This window comes from Mesorhizobium sp. CO1-1-7, assembly GCF_020164885.1.
GTDB classification, from domain to species: domain Bacteria; phylum Pseudomonadota; class Alphaproteobacteria; order Rhizobiales; family Rhizobiaceae; genus Mesorhizobium; species Mesorhizobium australicum.
The window spans coordinates 90494-111785 of sequence record NZ_JAIUHA010000014.1 but is presented as its reverse complement, the minus strand read 5'-3'; the positions used below and the strand labels follow the sequence as shown (position 1 = coordinate 111785).

The 21292-nt window shown below is 62.5% G+C and carries 22 protein-coding genes; 9 read left to right on the top strand and 13 right to left on the bottom strand.

From position 1 onward, the window contains the following. Positions 1 to 172: 172 nt before the first annotated feature. From petA to LB516_RS26935, 5 genes are all read left to right on the top strand, one after another. Positions 173 to 733, top strand: coding sequence for a ubiquinol-cytochrome c reductase iron-sulfur subunit (gene petA, locus LB516_RS26955; protein WP_140617687.1), 561 nt, complete (start codon positions 173 to 175; stop codon positions 731 to 733). A gap of 16 nt (positions 734 to 749) precedes the next feature. Next, positions 750 to 2051 (top strand): cytochrome b, encoded by a 1302-nt coding sequence (locus tag LB516_RS26950; protein ID WP_015316074.1) that lies wholly within the window; start codon positions 750 to 752, stop codon positions 2049 to 2051. A 27-nt stretch (positions 2052 to 2078) separates the two neighbouring features. After that, on the top strand, positions 2079 to 2951 hold the full coding sequence (locus tag LB516_RS26945; RefSeq protein WP_015316075.1) for a cytochrome c1: 873 nt from the start codon (positions 2079 to 2081) through the stop codon (positions 2949 to 2951). Positions 2952 to 3233: 282 nt separating this feature from the next. Beyond that, positions 3234 to 3929: an acid phosphatase gene (locus LB516_RS26940; RefSeq protein WP_015316076.1), complete on the top strand. Its 696-nt coding sequence runs from the start codon at positions 3234 to 3236 to the stop codon at positions 3927 to 3929. Positions 3930 to 4160: 231 nt separating this feature from the next. Further along, positions 4161 to 4706, top strand: coding sequence for an adenine phosphoribosyltransferase (locus LB516_RS26935; RefSeq protein WP_015316077.1), 546 nt, complete (start codon positions 4161 to 4163; stop codon positions 4704 to 4706). Positions 4707 to 4865: 159 nt separating this feature from the next. Here the strand turns inward: LB516_RS26935 and LB516_RS26930 are convergent, their stop codons facing one another. From LB516_RS26930 to LB516_RS26920, 3 genes are all read right to left on the bottom strand, one after another. Further along, positions 4866 to 5324, bottom strand: a complete 459-nt coding sequence (locus tag LB516_RS26930) for a MaoC family dehydratase (protein ID WP_015316078.1) — start codon at positions 5322 to 5324, stop codon at positions 4866 to 4868. Then, entirely contained in the window at positions 5321 to 5788 is a 468-nt protein-coding gene (locus LB516_RS26925; RefSeq protein ID WP_224720681.1) for a MaoC family dehydratase, read from the bottom strand. The genes LB516_RS26930 and LB516_RS26925 overlap by 4 nt, the downstream gene beginning before the upstream one ends. 151 nt (positions 5789 to 5939) lie before the next feature. Then, entirely contained in the window at positions 5940 to 7274 is a 1335-nt protein-coding gene (locus LB516_RS26920; RefSeq protein ID WP_015316080.1) for a uracil-xanthine permease family protein, read from the bottom strand. 136 nt (positions 7275 to 7410) lie between these two features. Here LB516_RS26920 and guaD point away from each other — a divergent pair, with 136 nt between their 5' ends. Both guaD and LB516_RS26910 read left to right on the top strand, forming a co-directional pair. Beyond that, positions 7411 to 8775, top strand: a complete 1365-nt coding sequence (guaD, locus tag LB516_RS26915; RefSeq protein WP_224720680.1) for a guanine deaminase — start codon at positions 7411 to 7413, stop codon at positions 8773 to 8775. Between the two features lie 269 nt (positions 8776 to 9044). Next, positions 9045 to 9971, top strand: coding sequence for a three-Cys-motif partner protein TcmP (locus tag LB516_RS26910; RefSeq protein ID WP_224720679.1), 927 nt, complete (start codon positions 9045 to 9047; stop codon positions 9969 to 9971). On the opposite strand, the gene LB516_RS26905 is transcribed toward LB516_RS26910, so the two are convergent. The 5 genes from LB516_RS26905 to LB516_RS26885 form a co-directional block, all read right to left on the bottom strand. Beyond that, positions 9926 to 10678 carry a DUF5131 family protein gene (locus tag LB516_RS26905; protein WP_224720678.1) on the bottom strand — a complete coding sequence of 251 codons (753 nt, stop codon included), beginning with the start codon at positions 10676 to 10678 and terminating at the stop codon, positions 9926 to 9928. The genes LB516_RS26910 and LB516_RS26905 overlap by 46 nt on opposite strands. A 131-nt stretch (positions 10679 to 10809) precedes the next feature. After that, a complete protein-coding gene (gene ychF, locus LB516_RS26900) occupies positions 10810 to 11913 on the bottom strand; it encodes a redox-regulated ATPase YchF (protein ID WP_015316083.1) in 1104 nt (367 codons plus the stop codon). A 96-nt stretch (positions 11914 to 12009) separates the two neighbouring features. Beyond that, the gene (gene pth, locus LB516_RS26895; RefSeq protein ID WP_224720677.1) at positions 12010 to 12750 is read right to left on the bottom strand and encodes an aminoacyl-tRNA hydrolase; all 741 of its coding nucleotides are present in this window, start codon (positions 12748 to 12750) and stop codon (positions 12010 to 12012) included. A 24-nt stretch (positions 12751 to 12774) separates the two neighbouring features. Further along, entirely contained in the window at positions 12775 to 13416 is a 642-nt protein-coding gene (locus LB516_RS26890; RefSeq protein WP_015316085.1) for a 50S ribosomal protein L25/general stress protein Ctc, read from the bottom strand. Positions 13417 to 13652: 236 nt separating this feature from the next. Continuing rightward, positions 13653 to 14081, bottom strand: coding sequence for a MarR family winged helix-turn-helix transcriptional regulator (locus LB516_RS26885; protein ID WP_140617695.1), 429 nt, complete (start codon positions 14079 to 14081; stop codon positions 13653 to 13655). 151 nt (positions 14082 to 14232) lie between these two features. On the opposite strand from LB516_RS26885, the gene LB516_RS26880 reads away from it, so the two are divergent. Continuing rightward, positions 14233 to 15090, top strand: coding sequence for an alpha/beta fold hydrolase (locus LB516_RS26880; protein ID WP_224720676.1), 858 nt, complete (start codon positions 14233 to 14235; stop codon positions 15088 to 15090). 69 nt (positions 15091 to 15159) lie between these two features. On the opposite strand, the gene LB516_RS26875 is transcribed toward LB516_RS26880, so the two are convergent. After that, entirely contained in the window at positions 15160 to 16401 is a 1242-nt protein-coding gene (locus LB516_RS26875; RefSeq protein ID WP_224683710.1) for an MFS transporter, read from the bottom strand. Between the two features lie 140 nt (positions 16402 to 16541). On the opposite strand from LB516_RS26875, the gene LB516_RS26870 reads away from it, so the two are divergent. Next, complete coding sequence (locus tag LB516_RS26870; protein ID WP_224720675.1) at positions 16542 to 17438, top strand: AraC family transcriptional regulator; 897 nt, start codon at positions 16542 to 16544, stop codon at positions 17436 to 17438. Between the two features lie 43 nt (positions 17439 to 17481). Here the strand turns inward: LB516_RS26870 and LB516_RS26865 are convergent, their stop codons facing one another. The 4 genes from LB516_RS26865 to pgeF all read right to left on the bottom strand — a co-directional run bounded on the left by LB516_RS26865 (position 17482) and on the right by pgeF (position 21197). Next, entirely contained in the window at positions 17482 to 18417 is a 936-nt protein-coding gene (locus LB516_RS26865; protein WP_015316090.1) for a ribose-phosphate pyrophosphokinase, read from the bottom strand. Between the two features lie 155 nt (positions 18418 to 18572). Then, entirely contained in the window at positions 18573 to 19208 is a 636-nt protein-coding gene (locus LB516_RS26860; protein WP_015316091.1) for a hypothetical protein, read from the bottom strand. Between the two features lie 43 nt (positions 19209 to 19251). Further along, the gene (locus tag LB516_RS26855; RefSeq protein WP_224720674.1) at positions 19252 to 20403 is read right to left on the bottom strand and encodes a M24 family metallopeptidase; all 1152 of its coding nucleotides are present in this window, start codon (positions 20401 to 20403) and stop codon (positions 19252 to 19254) included. Beyond that, a complete protein-coding gene (pgeF, locus tag LB516_RS26850; protein WP_224720673.1) occupies positions 20403 to 21197 on the bottom strand; it encodes a peptidoglycan editing factor PgeF in 795 nt (264 codons plus the stop codon). Before pgeF ends, LB516_RS26855 begins: the two co-directional genes overlap by 1 nt. Positions 21198 to 21292 lie beyond the last annotated feature (95 nt).

Below are 21292 nucleotides of genomic sequence, written 5' to 3'. Positions count from 1 at the left end.
TCTGCCCTTGTGCCTTCACCCGTCTGGACAAAAACGGGCTTCACGCATAAACCGAAGTCCAAATGCCGGAGGAATTCGCTAGCCTGTTCGCCATGCGCTGTCGGGTTGGCGTGATTGAGCGGGGAACAAGGCTCGGCCACCGGCGCGGAAGAGGCGAAAGGATCAGGCACCCGTGAGCGCAACCGACATCCACGATCCCAATCGTCGAGATTTTCTCTACGTCGCCACCGGCATGGCCGCCGTGGTTGGCGCCGGTGCCGTGGCCTGGCCGTTCATCGACCAGATGCGCCCTGATGCCTCGACGCTGGCGCTCGCTTCGGTCGAGGTCGATGTCTCCTCGCTGGCGCCTGGCAGCTCGCTGATCGTCAAGTGGCGCGGCAAGCCGGTCGTGGTGCGCAACCGCACCGAGAAGGAAATGAAGGACGGCGAGGCCGTCAGCCTCTCCGATCTCAAGGATCCGATCGCCCGCAACGCCAATTTGCCGTCCGATGCGCCGGCGACCGACGCCAACCGCACCACGCCCGGCAAGGAGGCCTGGATGGTGATGGTTCAGGTCTGCACCCATCTAGGCTGCATCCCGTTAGGTCAGGAAGGCGATTTCGGCGGCTGGTTCTGCCCGTGCCACGGTTCGCAATACGACACGGCCGGCCGCATCCGTAAAGGCCCGGCGCCGGAGAACATGGCGATTCCGGTATTCAAATTCGTTTCCGACACCAAACTCCTTATCGGTTGAGGCAGGGGATATTTCGATGAGCGAGGGACACTCGACCTACACGCCGAAGACCGGTATCGAACGCTGGTTCGACGCCCGCATGCCGCTGCCCAGGATGGTCTATGACAGCTTCATCGCCTATCCGGTGCCGCGCAACCTGAACTATATGTGGACCTTCGGCGGCATCCTGGCGATCATGCTGGTGGCGCAGATCCTGACCGGCATCGTGCTGGCCATGCACTATACGGCCGACACCAATCTCGCCTTCGGTTCGGTCGAAAAGATCATGCGCGACGTGAATTCCGGATGGCTGCTGCGCTACATGCACGCCAACGGCGCCTCGTTCTTCTTCATCGCCGTCTATTTGCATATCTTCCGCGGCCTCTATTACGGCTCCTACAAGGCGCCGCGCGAGCTGCTGTGGATCCTCGGCTGCATCATCTACCTCCTGATGATGGCGACCGGTTTCATGGGCTATGTGCTGCCATGGGGGCAGATGAGCTTCTGGGGCGCCACTGTCATCACCGGCTTCTTCAGCGCCATTCCTCTGGTTGGCGACTGGATCCAGCAGCTCCTGCTCGGCGGCTTCGCCGTCGACAATCCGACGCTGAACCGCTTCTTCGCCCTGCATTACCTGCTGCCTTTCATGATTGCCGGCGTCGTCGTTCTGCATGTCTGGGCGCTGCATGTCGTCGGCCAGTCGAACCCGACCGGCATCGAGGTCAAGTCGAAGACAGATACCGTGGCCTTCACGCCCTACGCGACCATCAAGGACGCGTTCGGCATGATCGTGTTCCTGTTCGTCTTCGCCTACTTCGTCTTCTACCTGCCGAACTATCTCGGCCATCCGGACAACTACACGGTCGCCAACCCGCTTAAGACGCCGGCCCATATCGTCCCGGAATGGTACTTCCTGCCATTCTACGCGATCCTGCGCGCCATCACCTTCAACATCGGGCCGATCAATTCCAAGCTCGGCGGCGTGCTGTGCATGTTCGGCGCCATCGTCATGCTGTTCCTGGTGCCGTGGCTCGACACCTCCAAGGTGCGCTCGGCGGTCTACCGGCCCTGGTACAAGCTGTTTTTCTGGCTGTTCGTGGCCGATGCCATCCTGCTGGGCTGGCTGGGCTCGCAGCCGGCGGAAGGCAGCTATGTGTTCATGGCGCAGATGGCGACGCTGTTCTACTTCGCCTTCTTCCTGATCGCGCTGCCGGTGCTCGGCTTGATCGAGACACCCCGCAGGCTGCCGAACTCGATCACCGAGGCGGTGCTCGAAAAGAACAAGGGTGGCAGCGGGCATCCGGCGGGCGCCACGGCAGCACCTGAGACCAAGGGCTGAGCGGTAGAGAATCTAAGGGGATTTGGCATGAAAAAGATTCTCACCTCGCTTGCGCTGGTCGGCCTCGTGGCCGCCGGCACCGGAGTTGCAGGCACTTGGGCGTTCGCGGCCGAAGAGGCGCACAACGCGGCGGCACCGACGCATTTCCCGATCAACGAGCCGAAGGAAATGAGCTGGAGCTTCACCGGCCCGTTCGGCACCTATGACAAGGCGCAGTTGCAGCGCGGGCTGAAGGTCTACAAGGAAGTCTGCTCGGCCTGCCATTCGATGAACCTGGTGGCGTTCCGCACGCTTTCGGACCTCGGTTACAGCGACGCGCAGATCAAGACGCTGTCAGCCGAATACACAATCCATGATGGCCCCAACGATGCCGGCGACATGTTCGACCGTCCCGGCAAGCCGTCCGACCATTTCCCGGCCCCATTCGCCAATGAGGAAGCCGCCGCTGCCTCCAATGGCGGTGCGGCGCCGCCGGATATGTCGTTGCTGGCCAAGGCGCGCGGCGTCGAGCGCGGCTTCCCGCAGTTCGTCTTCGATATCTTCACCCAGTATGATGCCGGTGGTCCCGACTACATCCATTCGCTCTTGACCGGCTACGACCAGACCCCGCCCGCCGGCATGGTCATCCCCGAAGGCACACACTACAACCCGTACTTCATGTCCGGCGTGTCGCTGAAGATGCCCAAGCCGCTCTCCGACGGCCAGGTCACCTATGACGACGGTTCGCCGCAGACCATCGACCAGTATTCCCGCGACGTGGCTGCCTTCCTGACATGGGCTGCCGAGCCGCACATGGAAGACCGCAAGAAGATGGGCTTCCGCGTGCTGGTGTTCCTGCTTCTGTTCGGCGCCCTGGTCTACCTGACCAAGCGCAAGGTGTGGGAAGCCGTCGCGCACTAGGCCTGTTGATCTTCAGGTGAGGCCGGTCTGCAAACGATGGCTTCCTGCGCTTCCGGTGCTCACGTACTTCAAGTACGCTCCGCTCCGGTTCTCGGAAACCATCGTTTTCGATTCGGCCTGACCTGAATCTCAAAGGCCCTGGGCCGTTCAGTGTACAACATGGGGCGCCGCGAGGTGCCCTTTCTGCTTTTTGAGTGGATTGCGCCTCCACGTCTCGGCGGTGTCACATGGCCGTCACCACACATCGCGATCCTGCGGCGCTCTCATCAAAGGATCACGCCCATGAAAAGATACGCATCGCTTGCGGCAGGCCTGCTGCTGCTCGTCGTAGGTTCCGCGGCCCGCGCCGAAGACGCAAAACCATTCATCACCAACAAGGATGTCGACCTGACGATGATCCTGCCGCCGCCGCCGGCCAATGATTCGGCTGAGACCAAGGCCGAGCTTGGCGAAGTGCTGACCATGCAGGTCACGCGCACACCCGAGATGGAAGCCCGCGCCATCGCCGACGCCGAGGAAAACGTCTGGCGTTTCGCCGATGTCATGGGGCCGAATTTCAACAAGGACAAGCTGCCGAAATTCAGCGCCTTCTTCGATCGCGTGGTGGAGACCGAAGGCGCCGTCGTCGATCCGGCCAAGGATGTCTGGAAGCGCCCGCGTCCGCACCAGCTCAGCGATCTCGTCAAGCCGGTGGTCAAGCTGTCGAGCTCCGGTTCCTGGCCGTCCGGCCATGCGACCGTCGGCACGATGATGGGCATCATCCTGTCCGACATGGTTCCGGAAAGGCGTGCTGAGATCATGGCGCGCGCGGCTGAGTTCGCCCACAACCGCATCGTCGGCGGCATCCACTATCCGTCCGACGTCGAGATGGGCAAGATTTCCGGCAGCGTCATCGCCGCCGTCCTGCTCAACCGGGATGACTTCAAGGCCGAGTACGACGTGGCCAGGGCGGAGCTTCGTTCCGATCTCGGCATGTAGGATTTGGCCGATAGCCATCCGTTCGAGCGGGGCGCCTTCGGGCGCCCCTTTTTCGTGGCTGCGCCCAACAGGAGGAAAATCGCCTGGTGGTTGCTCCCAGCCCGTAGTCAATTCCTTTGCCGGATGCGCTTGTCTCGGTCGCCACATCGCGCTAGCCGTTGTCGGTCGCGCCGGGTTACGATCGGCCCCGCGCCGTTTCACTTTGTCAGCCGGATCATTCGGAGCCGCTTCATGAAACCTTCTCTCGAAGACACGCTGCTGGCCTCGATCCGTACCATCCCGGACTATCCCAAGCCCGGCATCCTGTTTCGCGACATCACCACGCTGCTCGGCAATGCGCGCGCCTTCCGCCGCGCCATCGACGAGCTGGTGCATCCCTATGCCGGGCAGAAGATCGACAAGATCGCCGGCATCGAAGCGCGCGGCTTCATCCTGGGCGGCGCCGTTGCTCACCAGCTCTCGGCCGGCTTCGTGCCGATCCGCAAGAAGGGCAAGCTGCCTTATGAGACCGTGCGCGTCGCCTACAGCCTGGAATACGGGCTGGACGAGATGGAGATGCACAAGGACGGCGTCGCGCCCGGCGAGAAGGTGATCCTGGTCGACGATCTGATCGCCACCGGCGGCACGGCTGAAGCGGCGGTCAAGCTGCTGCGCCAGATCGGCGCCGACATTCTCGCCGCCTGTTTCGTCATCGACCTGCCGGATTTGGGCGGGCGCGCCAAGCTCGAAGCGCTCGGCGTGCCGGTGCGAACGCTGATCGGGTTCGAGGGGGTTTGAGACCGGTTTGCCGAAGGCAAATTGAAAGGTCCAGTGGACCTTTCAAAGATCTCGAACGCCCGGAGCGATAGCGAAGGGCAGGGAGGCAACACGATAACCAGCGCGGGTGCCGCCCTCATCCGCCCTTCGGCCACGCCGTAAACGGGGCGAAGGAAGAAACTACTCCACCTTCACCAGCACCGCGCTTTCGAACTCCAGCACCTTGCCGCCGGTCGAATCAGTGGCCTCGCAGAGCAGCGCCAGCAACCGCCAGCCGGGGCGGGACGCGATGGGGCGGTGGGACAGCGCCGTGCGCGTGAAGGTGATGGTTTGCCCGGCAAAGACGGGCTTCAGCCACTTCAGGTTCTTGAATCCGGGCGAGGGGCCGAATTCGGGCACCGGGCCGTCCCAGCCTTCGGCGTCCAGGCGGCTCTCCAGGTTCAGCTTCATCCAGGTGGCGGCGGTATGCCAGCCGGAGGCGCAGAGGCCGCCGAGCACGCTCTTCTTCGCGGCCTCTTCGTCGATGTGAAAGATCTGCGGGTCGTATTTGCGGGCGAACGCTTTGATCGCCTCGGGCTCGAATCTGTGCGAGCCCAGCGTCACCGTGGTGCCGATGCGGAAGAATTCGTCGAGCGTCATGCCGCATCCCCCGCGTCGCGCGTCAGGAACATGACGGAGTTCTCGAGCTCGAAGACGCTTTCGCCGCGCTGGTTGACCAGTTCGCTGCGCATGGTCACGAAGCCGAGTTGCGGCTTCGATTTCGACAGGCGCCTGGCCAGAACCACCAGGCTGCCCCGCAGCGTATCGCCGGCGAGCACCGGCTTCTTCCATTTGACCTGATCGACTCCTGGTGCGCCCTGGCAGGTGGAGTCCAGCAGGAAGGCATCGCACAGCATGCGCATGAACATGGCGCAGGTGTGCCAGCCTGAAGCCGAGAGGCCGCCCAGGATACTCACCTTGCCGGCCTCCTCGTCGAGATGCATCGGCTGTGCATCGAATTCGCTGGCGAACTCGATGATTTCGGCCGCGCTCACCTGTTTGGTGCCGAGATCGAACGAGATCCCCTCGACGAAGTCCTCATAGGCCCATGTCTTGCCGGTCATGGTCTGGCATCCCTGCAGAACGCGCGATCCGTATGGATCGGCAAACCCGGATGCAGGCCGCGGGCGATTTGGTCAAGCCCTTTCTGGTGAGCCCGCCGGCGCGATCGGGCCCGCGGCGGCCGTAGGGGCCAGCCGCGGCGCCTCCGATCGCCTAGCGGGCGTTCGGCAGGATCTGGTGCAGGACGATCGCCCAGACGGCGCCGAAGGCGATGGATGAGCCCAGAATGTACTGCACGATATCGGGCAGCGTCTTGACGAAATCCGGCGGTACCAGCGTGGCGAACAGCGCCATCAGGATGGGCAGGCCGATGACCAGCATGTTGCGTTCGGTCAGCGGCGTCCCGCGCACCACCCGAAAACCGTTCATGGCGATGACGACGCAAAGCACTCCGAAGACGCCGCCGATGACCGGCCCCGGGATTGAGGCGATGACCGCCGAAAGCTTGCCGATCAGCCCGAACAGCACCAGGAAGATGCCGGCCGCCCCGAAGGCGGCACGGCTGGCGATGCCGGTGATGGCGATGATGCCGGCGTTGGACGAATAGCCGGTGACCGGCGTGCTGCACAGCAGCGCGCTGATCAGGCAGCCGAGGCCTTCGCCGGTGGCGCCCCGGTCGAGCTGCTCGTCCGAGAGCGGCTTGTCGATGACGGCACCGACCGCGAACCAGGTGCCGGTGGTTTCGGCCAGGACGACGATGTAGACGATCAGCATGGTCAGCGTCGCCGACCAGGAGAAGGTGACATCGAGATTGAGGAAGGCGATGCGCGGCATGGAAAACCAGGTCGCGGCGGAAACGCCCGTCATGTCGAGCTGGCCCATGAAGGCGGCGGCCACGCTGCCAGCCACAAGCGCGATGATCACGGACAGCAGGCGCAGCCATGCGCCTTTCGCGCCAAGCGCCATGCCGATCAGCATGCAGCCGACAAGCACCGCCGCGGCGACGAAGGCGAGGACGATGTTGCCGCCGACGGTGGCGGTGCCGTGGACAGCGAAGACGCTCTCCTTCAGTGCCACCGGCATCAGCGCGACGCCGACGACGATGATGATGGCGCCGCCGACGATGGACGGCACGAAGCGGTTGACGAGGCGGTGGAAGAGCTTTGTCGGCGATCCCAGAAGCATGACCAGTATGGCGCCCGGAATGAGTGCGCCGATCACGGCCGACAGGCCCGGCAGGCCGCCGCCGGCGCCAAAGGCAATCGCCAGCACCGCGCCGATCGGGACGAAGGACGGTCCCTGGACGACGGGCAGCCGCATCAGCAACTGCGACTGGATCAGGGTTGCGATGCCTGCCGCCACGAAGGCCGACTGGATGAAGGCGCCGGCGTCGCCGACGCTGAAGGCAAGCACCGACGCGATGATGAACGGCACGATATAGACGTCCATCGCCAGCACGTGCTGGAGGCCGAGCAGGGCGGCCTTGCCCAGGGGCAATGGATCGTCCGGCTGGGCGATCAAACTGATTTCTGGCGCAACGCGTTCCATGATGTCCCCTCTGGAAATCCCCGGCCGATCATGGGATCAGTCGGCGGCAAAGGACAGCGGCGGAAATGTTTGCCAACTGTTTTCTTCTAGGCCACGCATTGGCAGCCCCGCCCGCCAGCAGCACCGGAGCGACGATATGACGGCAGATCCTTTCATGCTGCTCGGCACCGCCTTCCATACGCCTGAGCGCGGCAGGCTGGAGGTGCTGGAGGAGCACCTGTTCTGCGTCGACGCACAGGGGCGCATCGCCGAGATCCTGGCGCCCGGCCACCCGGAATACACGGCCACGATAAGCGATGCCCGCCGGGCGGGCAGGCTGGTGGAACTTGGCGAGGGGCAGTTCCTGCTGCCGGGGCTCGTCGACCTGCACATCCATGCGCCGCAATGGCCGCAGATGGGCAAGGCGCTGGACGTGCCGCTCGAAGTCTGGCTGCGGAAATACACTTTTCCGCTCGAGGCCCGCTATGCGGATTTGGACTATGCTCGCGCGGTCTATGCCGATCTGGTCGACAATCTGCTCGCCAACGGCACCACCACCGCGCTCTATTTCGCCACCGTCCATGTCGAGGCCAGCGTGGCGCTCGCCGAGACATGTCTTGAGAAAGGCCAGCGTGCCCTGGTCGGCAAGGTGGTGATGGACGACCCCGAACAGTGTCCGCCCTTCTATCGCGATGCCGATGCGGCAAGCGCTGTTTCGGATACCAGGCGCTTCATCGAGGCCGTCATGTCATTGAATCCGGGCGAGAGGCCGCTTGTCCAGCCGGTGATCACGCCGCGCTTCATTCCAAGCTGCACCGACGCGGCCTTGCAGGGGCTGGGCGAACTCGCGGAAGAGTTCGGTTGCCACGTGCAGACCCATTGCTCCGAAAGCGATTGGGCAAAGCAGTTCGTGGAAGCGCGCTTCGGCCAAACGGATGCGGCAAGCCTCGATGGTTTCGGCCTGCTCACCCGTCATACGATCCTGGCGCATTCGAACTTCATCGATGGGCAGGACATGGACCTGATCAAGGAGAAGGGCGCCGGCGTCGCTCATTGCCCGCTGTCCAACGTCTACTTCGCCAATGCAGTGTTTCCGCTTCGCGAGGCGCTCGACCGGCACATGCATGTCGGGCTCGGCACCGATATTTCAGGCGGCTACAGCCCATCGCTGTTCGACGGTTGCCGGCACGCGCTGTCGGCCTCGAGAACATTGCAGAGCGGCGTGCATGCCGGCCTGCCGGCAAAGGAGCGCGGCGCGCCCGGCGAGCCGATCACGCATCAGGAAGCGTTCTGGCTGGCGACCGCGGGAGGCGCGGAAGCGCTCGACCTACCGACAGGCAGTTTTCGCGTCGGACACGAATTCGACGCGCTGCTGATCGACACCGAAGCGAGCGCCTCGAACATCCATGTCAACGGCGCCGACGATACGCTCGACGACGTCTTTCAGAAGATCGTGCTCGATGCGGCACGGGCCAATATTGCCAAGGTGTGGGTGAACGGTCGGATGGTGGCCGGTAGCTGAACCGGCTTATGGCAGCACCGAGAGAGCGAACTTCACGGCACCGTGGGCGGCGTGACTTCCGTCACATCAGGTGTTGAACTTGAACAGCATGATGTCCTGCACGACGTACTCCTTGCCTTCGTCGCGTGTATCGGCTTGTTGCATTTGCTCCAGATACTATTCTGGAAGAGATAGAAGGCAGTTTTCAGGTTTGAGCTGCTCGTTCCCTGTGTGTCAAATTATCTAGACACTTTTCTATTTTCCAGGTTGGATAAAGCCTTGGAGCGGGGATGTTGAAATTGGCAAAGCATGTCTTTGGAGGACCTGACACGTCGAGAAAGTTGAGATGTCTCCAAGAGTATCTGCAGGCGTTCTCGATCGCCCTTCGAAATCAGGAGTTTGCTTGCATCTACATTGACGCCTTTGCTGGTTCTGGCACGCGCACCGAAGTACGTCCCGGTTTGCCGCTGTTCGGACCTGATTTTGCTGAGCCAGAAGAAATTACGACACCAGGATCGGCCCGCATCGCGATCGAAATCGATCCACCAATGCACTCAATTGTTCTCATTGAACAAGACACGTCTCGGTTCTCGGAACTTCAAATTCTGGTTAATGAGTATTCAGATCGTAAAATCATCGTGCGAAATGGGGACGCCAATAAACTCGTGCAGCGTCTATGCACTAATACCCCCTGGCGAGGCTCCGAAATAGTTGGCCGTGGAATACGAGGAGTTATTTTTCTAGATCCGTACGGCATGGAGGTGTCCTGGCAGACGGTGGAAGCAATTGCCAAGACCAAGGCGCTGGATTGTTGGTATTTCTTCCCGCTGTCCGGCCTCTACAGGAATGCCCCGCACGATCCGGCAAAACTCGATCCAGGCAAGCAAGCAAGTATAGATAGGGTCCTAGGTGCCACCGACTGGCGCTCTCGCTGGTATAATCACGAAGTTTCGCCCAAAGATATTTTCGAAACGCAAGGGCAGGCAGTGCGCCGAGCCGATGTAAACGCGATTGAAGCCTATGTAAAAGAACGTCTCGAAACCACTTTCAAGGGTGCAGTCCTTGATCCGGTTCGGCTTCATCATAAAAACGGTGCGCCGCTTGCGTCCCTTTTCTTTGCAGTCTCGAATACTAGCTCGGCAGCCGTGAATCTAGCAACCAAGATGGCATCTCACATTCTCAATTCTGGTAGATCATCCCACAAGCGCTCGCGATAGATACGCCCCGTCGCTTTCTTATTTTTCCCGCCCCATTGTTTGAAAAAGAATGCTGCGTCAGCATCAGTACATTGATCGAAAATCTCATCGATCCAAACTGGGTCCATCGGTCGGGCATTGGGACCACTCTCTCCGCCGACGATCGCCCAATGAATACCCGCCAGGCTTCCACCTGCTACCGAGCCTATCAATGGCTCGTAGGACACGAATCTGATAACCGCTGGGACAGATCGGAGGTCATCCAATCTGTAAAGTACACGGCTGTCCTCTATGCTGGTTCCGAGCCAGACGTTTGGTAGCACTTTGAAACTGTCTCTCGATAGGATTTCAGCCATCCTATCCGGCCTCTTGGTAAGGATCTGATAGGTGTGGCGCGGGGTGATTTCCATGATGCGCCAAACCTCGCAAATGAAGTCCTTAGGTACATCTGGATGGAAAAGGTCCGACATCGAATTGACGAAAACCCGTCGTGGCTTCTTCCATGAAATCGGAATATCGAGAGATGGATGGTCAAGTTTGATCTTGCCTGTCCACTTCACTTTTCCACCGCTTTTCCGAGTTAGGCCCGCGTACTTTTCCGTTCCCATCGCTTCGAGGCGCGAAGCCATGCGCATCGCATAACAGTTGGTGCACCCTGCTGTGAGGATTGTGCATCCTGCGACAGGGTTCCACGTCGCGTCAGTCCACTCGATAGATGTCTCAGCCATTATAAGCTCTTCTCTAAGTCGGCTTTAGACTGCCCGAAGGTTGTAAACACCTATATAAATTGCTCTAGGAATTTGTTCATATCAAGTGCTCAGCCGGCGTCGAATTCACGCAGATGCGAGCGGTAAGCGCATCAGGTATTGAACTTGAACAGCATGATGTCGCCGTCCTGGACGACGTACTCCTTGCCTTCGTCGCGTGCCTTGCCGGCTTCCTTGGCCGCCACTTCGCCGCCCAGCGTGACGAAGTCGTTGTAGGCGATGGTCTGGGCGCGGATGAAGCCGCGCTCGAAATCGGTGTGGATGACGCCGGCGGCCTGCGGCGCCTTGGCGCCCTTGTGCACGGTCCAGGCGCGCGTCTCCTTCGGCCCAACGGTGAAATAGGTGATGAGCTGCAACAATTCGTAGCCGGCACGGATCACCTTGTTCAGGCCTGGCTCGTCGAGGCCGAGCGAGGACAGGAATTCCATCTCTTCCTCGTCGGAGAGCTGCGCAACCTCGGCTTCGATCGCGGCCGAAATGACGACAGTGCGGGCGCCCTGCGCTGCGGCCATCTGCTCCACGGCCCTGGTGTGCTCGTTGCCGGTGGCCGCGTCCGCCTCGGCGACGTTGCAGACGTAGAGCACGGGATGTGAGGTCAGAAGGTTCAAGCCCTGCAAGATGTGCAGATCTTCCGCCGAGATGCCGTCGAGCAGGATGCGGGTCGGCTTGCCTGCCTGCAGCAGCTCGAGCGCGGCCTCCATCATCGGCAGCACGGTTGTCGCTTCCTTGTCCTTGCTGCCGGCGCGCTTGCGGAACTGGACGATGCGGCGCTCGAGGCTGTCGAGGTCGGCGAGCATCAGCTCGGTCTCGACCGTCTCGGCGTCGGCGACGGGGTCGATGCGGCCCTCGACATGGGTGATGTCGTCATCCTCGAAGCAGCGCAGCACATGCACGATGGCGTCGACCTCGCGGATGTTGGCGAGGAACTGGTTGCCCAGGCCTTCGCCCTTGGAGGCGCCGCGGACCAGGCCGGCGATGTCGACAAAGGAGATGCGGGTCGGGATGATCTCCTTCGACTTGCCGATCGCCGCGATCTTCTGCAGGCGCGGATCGGGCACCGCCACCTCGCCGGTGTTCGGTTCGATGGTGCAGAACGGGTAGTTGGCGGCCTGCGCGGCGGCCGTCCTCGTCAGCGCGTTGAAAAGCGTCGACTTGCCGACATTGGGCAAGCCAACGATGCCGCATTTGAAACCCATTTTATCTAGTCCTATCGGGAAAAGCGAAATTTGATGAGGCTATGGGCGATAGGGGTTGGGAACGTCAAGTCCCGTGACGCCGCATGCGCCTACGCCTCAGTCCTTGTTGCCGAAGAGTTTCTTCAGCATGGCGGCCATGGGGCCGCTTTCCGGCAGCTTGGCGACCGGCTGCTGAGGGCGGGCCTGGCGGACATGACTTTGCTGTTTCGGGCTCGACTGCTTCCGCGCCGGGTTTTCCGGTTCGGCGCCAGTCTTGCCCTGGACGGCGAGGGCGACCTTGTTCATGAAACCGGATTCGTCGCCCTTGACGATCATCGCCGCATTGTCGGCGATCGCGTCGAGCAGCGGGTCGAGCCAGTCGCGGTCGGCCTTGGCGAAATCACCGAGCACATGATGCTGGACCATTTCCTTGACGCCGGGATGGCCGACGCCGATGCGCACACGGCGGTACGCATTGCCGACATGGCCGTCGATCGAGCGGATGCCGTTGTGGCCGCCGGCGCCGCCGCCGGTCTTGATGCGCAGCTTGCCTTCGGCAAGGTCGATCTCGTCATAGAAGACGGTGAGGGCGGAAAGGTCGAGCTTGTAGAAACGCAGCGCTTCGCCGACCGACTGGCCGGACAGGTTCATGAAGGTCTGCGGCTTGATCAGGATGATCTTTTCGCCGCCGAGCGTGCCCTCGGAAATCAGGCCCTGGAACTTCTTCGACCAGGGTGAAAAGGAATGGCGGCGGGCGATAGCGTCCGCCGCCATGAAGCCGACATTGTGCCGGTTTTCAGCGTATTTCGCGCCCGGATTGCCGAGGCCGGCAAAGACAAGCGCTGTCTTTTCTGGCATCGTCGCCTCCGGGCGCGAAAAGAGTTACTTCTCTTCGGCGGCGGGAGCCGCTTCGGGAGCCGCGGCCTCAGCTGTCTCTTCGGTCTCCGGCTTCATCGCCGACGAACCGGCAACGGTCGCGATGGTGAAGTCGCGGTCGGAGATGACCGGCTTGACGCCGGCCGGCAGCTTAACCGACGAGATGTGGATCGAATCGCCAATGTCGGCGCCGGTGAGATCGACGGTGATGAATTCCGGGATCGCATTGGCCGGGCAGTGGAACTCGACTTCGTGACGCACGATGTTGAGCACGCCGCCCCGCTTGATGCCGGGTGACTTGTCTTCATTGATGAAGTGCACGGGAACATCGACGTTGACTTCGGTGTCCTTGCCGATGCGCAGGAAGTCGACATGGACAGGGAAATCCTTGACCGGGTCGAGCTGGAAGTCCTTCGGCAGGACCTGGATCTTCTTGCCGTCGACATCGATCGTGGCGATCGTGGTCAGGAACCCGCCGCCGTGGATCTTGTAGTAGATGTCCTTGTAGGTGAGCGCGATCGCCAGGGGAGGCTGTCTGTCACCATAGATTACTGCAGGCACTTTACCGTTGCGGCGAACTGCACGGGCGGACCCCTTACCGACCTGTTCGCGCGCTTCGGCCTTGAGCTCGTAAGTATCGTGGCTCATGGCTTTCCTTTCGCGTGTTATGGAGCGCCTACGGTTGGCAATGTACCAGGCCGTAAACGTCGAAAGCCGCCAGACCTCGATGTCCGAAAGCCGGAAACCGCAGCGAGCGGATCTTTGTTCGGGATCACAAGGGGAAGGCAGCCTTCCGCCGCGTTGCCTCCAAGGGTGTCTACGCGGGTGGCGGCTCTATAGCGGAAGGCGGGCAGGCGTGCAAGCGGCGGGTGGGAAGGCCGTTGCTACCGGTCGCCGCTCAACGCGTCGCGCAACGCCTGGACCTGCCGGTTCAGCGTGTCGAGTTCGGCCAGCGTCATGCCCGAGCGTTCGACCAGGGTCGCGTTCAGGCAGTTGCACTGGACGAGCAGCTTGCGGCCGGCCGGTGTCAGGTCGACCTGTACCTGGCGCTCGTCGGTCTGGCTGCGCTGGCGGGTAACCAGGCCGGCCTGCTCCATCCGCTTCACCAGCGGCGTGACCGTGCTCGATTCCAGAGCGAGCCTGTGCGCGATCGTGCCGACAGACATGCCGTCGGCCTCTCCCAGCGCGTTGAGCACGAGATATTGCGGATAGGTGATCCCCATCTCGTCCAACATCGGCTTGTAGGTGCGATTGATCGCCATGCTGGTGGCGTAGAGCGTGAAGCAGAGCTGATTGTCCAGCGGGAGAGGCACGGTGGATTCCTTTGCCGATTAAGCGCACGCATTATGTACCACGGGAAAAGATATCGCGATACATATTTCCATGGACAAGAACCTCGAGCTGGGTTAGCGATATTGATATCGCGATATTGTTTATCGCGACAGAAATAAAACGGAGATTGATATGACTTCGCAGACCAAACCAGGCTCAGGCAGCGGCACGATCACCACCAAGGACGGCACGCAGATCTATTACAAGGACTGGGGAACCGGTCAGCCCATCGTGTTCCATCACGGCTGGCCGCTGAGCAGCGACGACTGGGATGCACAGATGCTGTTCTTCCTTGGCCAAGGCTACCGGGTCATCGCCCACGACCGCCGCGGCCACGGCCGTTCGACGCAGACGGATATCGGCAACGAGATGGACACCTATGCCGCCGATGTGGCTGAACTTGTCGCGCATCTCGACCTCAAGGACGCCATCCATGTCGGCCATTCGACGGGTGGCGGCGAGGTGGCGCGCTATGTCTCCCAGTATGGAGCGGGCGGCCGTGTCGCCAAGGCAGCGTTGCTCGGCGCGGTACCGCCGATCATGCTCAAGACCCCAGCCAATCCCGGCGGCCTGCCGATCGAGGTCTTCGACGGCTTCCGCTCCGGCGTCGCCGCCAACCGCGCGCAGCTATATCTGGATGTTCCCGCTGGCCCGTTCTACGGGTTCAACCGTCCGGGCGCCGTGGTCTCGCAGGGCATTATCGACAACTGGTACCGCCAGGGCATGATGGGCGGCGCCAAGGCGCATTACGACTGCATCAAGGCCTTCTCGGAGACCGACTTCACCGAAGACCTCCAGAAGATCGACGTGCCGGTGCTGGTCATGCATGGCGACGACGACCAGATCGTGCCGATCGCCGACTCGGCGCTGCTGAGCATCAAGCTGCTCAAGAAGGGCGAGCTCAAGGTCTACAAGGGCTTTCCGCACGGCATGGCCACGACCCACGCCGACATCATCAACGCCGACCTGCTGGCCTTCTTCAAGGCCTGAAGCCCTCCTTCCGGAATGGCAAAAGGCATCCGCCATATGGCGGGTGCCTTTTGCCTGGACACAGATGATTCAAGCGGCCGCTTGCGCCTTCCGGGCTTCCTTCATGTTGGGCAGGAACACCGTCAGCAGCCCCAGGAACGGCAGGTAGGAGCAGATCTGGAAGACGAAGTCGATGCCCTTCATGTCGGCGACGACGCCAAGCACCGCGGCCGCGATGCCGCCGACGCCGAAGGCGAAGCCGAAGAAGATGCCGGCGATCGTGCCGACGCGGCCCGGCACCAACTCCTGCGCGAAGACGACGATGTTGGAGAAGGCCGACGACAGGATGAGGCCGATCAGCACGGTCAGCACCATCGTCCATTCCATGTTGGCGTAGGGCAGCGCCAGGGTGAAGGGCAGGACACCGACGATCGAGAACCAGATCATCGCCTTTTGTCCATAGCGATCGCCGAAGGGACCGCCGAGCAGGATGCCCAGCGCCGAAGAGCCGAGGAAGAGGAACAGCATGACCTGCGACATCTGCACCGAAACGCCGAACTTGTGGATGGAATAGAAGGTGTAGTAGCTGGCCAGGCTGGCGATATAGGCGTTCTTGGTCAGCACCAGCAAGGTCAGCACCGCCAGGGCCCACATCACCTTGCGGCGCGGGAAGGGCGACACGAAGCTTGCCGCCTTGCGATTACCTTGCGCGGCGCGCAGGCGGCTGTACCAGCCGCCGACCTGCCACAGGATGACGATGCCGATCAGCGAACCGACGGCGAACCAGGCGATGCTGGTCTGGCCGAAGGGCACGACGATGAAGGCGGCCAGCAAGGGACCCATGGACTGGCCGAAATTGCCGCCGACCTGGAACAGCGACTGCGCCAGGCCAAACCGGCCTCCGGAAGCGAAGCGGGCAATGCGCGAGGATTCCGGATGGAAGATCGCCGAACCGATGCCGATCAGCGAGGCGCCGATCAGCAGCAGGTAGTAGTGCCCGGCATAGGCCAGCACGATCAGGCCGATCAGCGAGGATGCCATGCCCCAGGGCAGCGAGTAGGGCATAGGCCGCTTGTCGGTGACCGCGCCGATGATCGGCTGCAGCAGGGATGCCGTTACCTGGAAGGTGAAGGTCAACAGCCCGATCTGCCAGAAGTCCAGGCCGTAATTGTCTTTCAGAAGCGGATAGATGGCCGATAGCAGCGACTGCATGATGTCGTTGATGGAATGGCAGAGGCTCACTGCCAGGATGACGGTGAAGGCCGTCGCCTGGGCTGACGCGTGACTGGCGGTCGCAGGCGGCGCGACGCCGGTGGCTGTCGTATCGGTCAAGATAGGCTCCGTAGTCTTTTTGGCGGGGTTGTTCCCGCAGGCGACGTGGCGGGCGCTTCCCGCAGGCAGCCTTATAGTCCGGTTGCCAGGCGACTTCTTTCGTGGTTTGGTCCAATAGTTTCGCAAGTGGGCCATACCGAATGCCAAAAACCAGGGAAATTTTCGGCGCCGGACACACCGACCTCGAGCAATTGCACGGGCTGCGCTGGCAGTGGCTCGAGCAGGCGGTCGGGCCGGCGGTGGTGCTGCCGACCGAATATCCGGATGGCTACCACGTGCCGCACCACCACCACAGCCGCAGCCAGTTGCTGCATGCGCTGGTCGGCGTCGTGCTGGTGACGACGCGGCATGGGCGCTGGATGGTGCCGCCGGACCATGCGATGTGGATTCCGGCCGGCATCGAACATTCCGTCGAGATGCTCGGCGACGTCTCGATGCGCTCGGTCTATGTCATGCCGCAGGCGATCCCGGGCCTGCCGGAGGGCATGCGCGTCGTCGGCGTCACCGACCTGATGCACAGTCTTATCGTGGAATCCGAGAAGCTGCCGCAAGGCGGCGAACTGGAAGGGCGCGGTGGCCTGATCATGAACCTGCTGCTGCATGAGATCCCGCAATTGCCGGAGCGGCCGCTCGGCCTGCCGTTCCCGTCGGATCCCAAACTGGCGGCGCTCTGCCGGCGTTTCGTCGCCGCACCCTCACCGCACGCGACGATCGATGAATGGGCCGATACCGTCGGCATGAGCCGGCGCACCTTCACGCGGGCCTTCCAGCGGCAGACCGGCCTGTCGCTGTCGACATGGCGCCAGCAGGCCTGCCTGTTCGCGGCGCTGCCGAGGCTCGCCGATGGCGAGCCGATCACGCGGGTGGCGCTCGATCTCGGATATGACAGCGTGCCGGCCTTCATCACCATGTTCAAGCGCATGCTCGGCTCCTCGCCGCGCGGCTATATGCGCGGTGCACGTGACGCCGGCGAAGGCATGCGGCGAGTCCCGGCCCGGTTGGAGGCGCCGACGCCATCGGCCTTGCCGCAGGAATAACTTGGGCCGCAGGGGTAACTTGGGCCGCGGGGATAACTGGTTTTCAGTCGAACAGGCTCGAGACCGATTCCTCGGTCGCTGTGCGCGAAATGGCTTCGCCCATCAGGTCGGCGATCGAGATGACGCGGATGTTGGGCGCGTCGAGCACGCCTTGCGTCGGCTGGATGGAATCGGTGATCACCAGTTCCTGCAGCTTCGAGCCGCTGATGCGAGCGACCGCGCCGCCCGACAGCACGCCGTGGGTGATATAGGCGGTGACGCTGGTGGCGCCGTTGGCTAGCAGTGCGTCGGCGGCATTGCACAGCGTGCCGCCGGAATCGACGATGTCGTCGATCAAAAGGCAATCCTTGCCGGCGACCGCGCCGATGATGTTCATGACTTCCGATTCGCCGGGACGCTCACGGCGCTTATCGACGATGGCAAGTTGCGCGTCGAAACGCTTGGCAAGCGCACGCGCACGCACCACGCCGCCAATATCGGGCGACACGACGACGACATTGCCGAGTTGCTTGTACTTCGCCTTGACGTCACGGGCCATCACCGGCACCGAGAACAGATTGTCGGTGGGGATGTCGAAAAAGCCCTGGATCTGGCCGGCATGGAGATCCAGCGTCAAAACCCGGTCGACACCTGCACGGGTGATCATGTTGGCGACCAGCTTGGCAGAGATCGGCGTGCGCCCGGAAGCCCGGCGATCCTGCCTGGCATAGCCGAAATAGGGAATAACCGCCGTGATGCGCTTGGCCGACGAGCGCATGAAGGCGTCGATCATGATGAGCAGTTCCATCAGGTGATCGTTGGTCGGAAACGAGGTCGACTGCAGGATGAAGACATCCTCGCCGCGCACGTTTTCCTGGATCTCGACGAAGATTTCCTGGTCGGCGAAGCGCCTGACACTGGCCTTGCCCAGCGGGACGTTGAGATAGCGGGCGACCGCTTCGGCCAGCACCCTGTTGGAATTGCCCGCGAAGAGTTTCATGCACCGTTCCTGGTGGAGGACGGAGAAGCCTGGCGGACTCTCCTGCACCTTTTAACCGGGCTTTTAGCGGCCCGCGCGGCTATTGCAAGCGCCGAGATCGTGAATCCGCCGGCTAAGCCTAAGAAAGCTGTTCGGCATCACCGGCTGGCAACACCTCAGCTCGCCTTGCCGCTGAGAAAGGCCGCAAACTGGTCGATGGTCTGGTCGGCGATCGCCTGCATGGTGGCTGGCGAGACCGACTTCCAGCTGTCGGCGCCCGCGCTGTCGCGGGAACCGGTGGAAGGCGCCTTCATCTGGCCGTTGATACGGTGCAGCCGGTTGCCAGAGGGGTCGTAGACATCCCAGACATAGATGACCGTGGTGTCCTTGCCCTCCGTCATCGCCGAGAAGTAGCCCTTGAGCACATGGGTCGCGGTCTGGTCCTGGCTGCCGGCCAGCGTGATGCCGCGCTGCCTGGCGCGTGTCTGCAGTTCCGCCGTCAGCGGCGTTGCGGCTTCCACCGAAGCGCCGACGATCGGCGCGATCTGCAGCCGGGTCTTCGCCAGGATGGCGGCGGCCTGGGCCGAAGTGATGGGCGCGGGCGCGCCCGCCGTCGTGGTGGCCGTCGCGGCCGTGGATGGCGCCGGGGCGGGAACGGTGGCGGCAGCGCTGCCTTGCGTGGCCGGTGCGGGCTGCGCCGAGGCCGCCGGCGGGGTGATGGCGGAAGGTTCGAGGACGTCCTTTGCGTTGGTGCAGGCGGTCAAAGCCAATGCCACAAGCAATGACACGGTCGTCACATGCGATCGTCTCATTTGCCTTCTAACTCCTTGGCGAAGAACGCCTCCCATTATGGATTCACTGCACGATCAAGTCGAGATCATGGCGGGACAGCGGCTTCGGCTGGGATTCGGTGGTCAGGTAGGTGCGGCCAAGCGTCATCGCCGTCTCGGTCTCGGAGTCCATGATGATCATGTGGGCAAACAGCGTCATGTTCGGCGCGATCGGCTCGGGATTGCCCTGGTAGAACATCGGCATGTCCATCCAGGACGGCGTGAAGCGGGCGCCGACCGAATAGCCGCAGGCGTTCAGCCGGTGCTTGGTCAGCCCGTGCGCTTCCATGGTGCGGGCATGGGCGTCGAACACATCGCCGAAGCTGTTGCCCGGCGTCATCGCCTTTTCGACGGCCAGAAGTGCCGCGCGTGCGGCGTCGAACAGCTCCTGATGGCGCTTGGAGACCTTGCCGGTCAGCACCGTGCGCATCATCGGCGCATGGTAGTGATGGAAGACGCCGGCCCATTCGAGCGTCAACTGGTCGTTCTTGGTGAGCTTGCGGCGTCCGGCCTTGTAGCGGCACAGCAGCGCATCGACGCCGGAGCCGATGATGAACTCGTTGGCCGGATAGTCGCCGCCGCCGGCGAAGATCGCGCCCTGCATGGCGGCCAGGATCAGCGCCTCGTCGCCGCCCTGCTTGATCAGCGGCAGGGCCGCGTCCAGCGCGTCGTCGGAGAGATTGGCTGCCTTTTCGGCCTTGGCGACCTCGGCCGGGCTCTTGAACAGGCGCAGCCGCCCGACGATGCCGGAGGCGTCGGCGATCTGGCCGAAGGTCTGCAACTGCTCGTCCAGGCGGCGGCTATTGTAGGCGGTCAGGCCGTGGGTGTCGTATTCGACGCCGATGCGGGCGCCGAGCAGGTCGAGTTCGTTAAGCAGGTTGCGCAGGTCGACCGCGGGATTGGCGCCGTCGCGGTCGGTCCACAGCACGATGTTGTCGATGATCGAGGTTTGGCGCGCCTGGCGCAGATCGGCCGAGCGGGTCAGCAGCACCATCGAGCCGTCGGCCTTGACCACCAGGCACTGGAAGAAGCAGAAGCCGAACGTGTCGTAGCCGGTGAGCCAGTACATGCTTTCCTGGGCGAACAGCAGGATGGCGTCGAGCTTTTTCTCGGCCATCTCTATCATCAACCGGTCGCGCCGCGCGTCGAATTCGGATCGTTCAAAATGCAGCGCCATTATACCTTCTCCAAAACGATTGCCGAAACCTGCCGGCCATAATCGGGCTCCCTGCGGTGCGTGGTGCGCCGGTAGGAGTAAAACAGATCTTCCTCGGCATAGGTGCAGCGGCCAAGGCCATCGGCCGTCACACCAGCCTTGGTCAGCCGGTCGATCGTGTAGCGGTTGAGGTCGAACATCGAATGGCCGGCATGGGCCGAAGGCACGAAATACCGGGCATTTTCGCTGTCGGCCTCGACGAAGCGGGCGACGAATTCGGGCCCGACCTCATAATTTGCAGGGCCGATTGAAGGGCCAAGCACGGCGACGATGTTTTCGCGCCGGGCGCCGAGGCTCTCCATGGCGGCAATGGTGTTTTCGAGCACGCCTGACAAAGCGCCTTTCCAGCCGGCATGCGCCGCGCCGATGATGCGCGCGCCGGGATCCGCGAACAGAACCGGGCCGCAATCGGCGGTCGAGGCCCCGATGGCGATGCCCGGCCGATCGGTGACGATGGCGTCGGCCTTTGGCCGTTCGCGGGCAAAGGGTTCCCTGGCGACGATGACGTCGGGCGAATGGACCTGCCAGGCGGTCAGCAGATGATTTGCGGGCACGCCCATCCAGGCGGCGACACGGGCGCGGTTCTCGGTCACCAGTGCCTGGTCGTCATCCGACCCGGTGCCGATGTTGAGGCCCTGGTAGATGCCCGTGGAGACGCCGCCGATGCGGGTGAAATAGCCGTGGCGGATGCCTTGTGCCTGTGCCTTGTCCAGCAGCGGCGACCGAATGGGATCCGGTTTGGTCTGATTGAGCATGCGGGCGTTGTTGTCCGTGTGGGCGGTTTCGTCAAGGAAAAGCGGCCGGCAGTCCGGCGGCTCTTTTACCGGACGGGAGATTGGGAGGGGTAGCA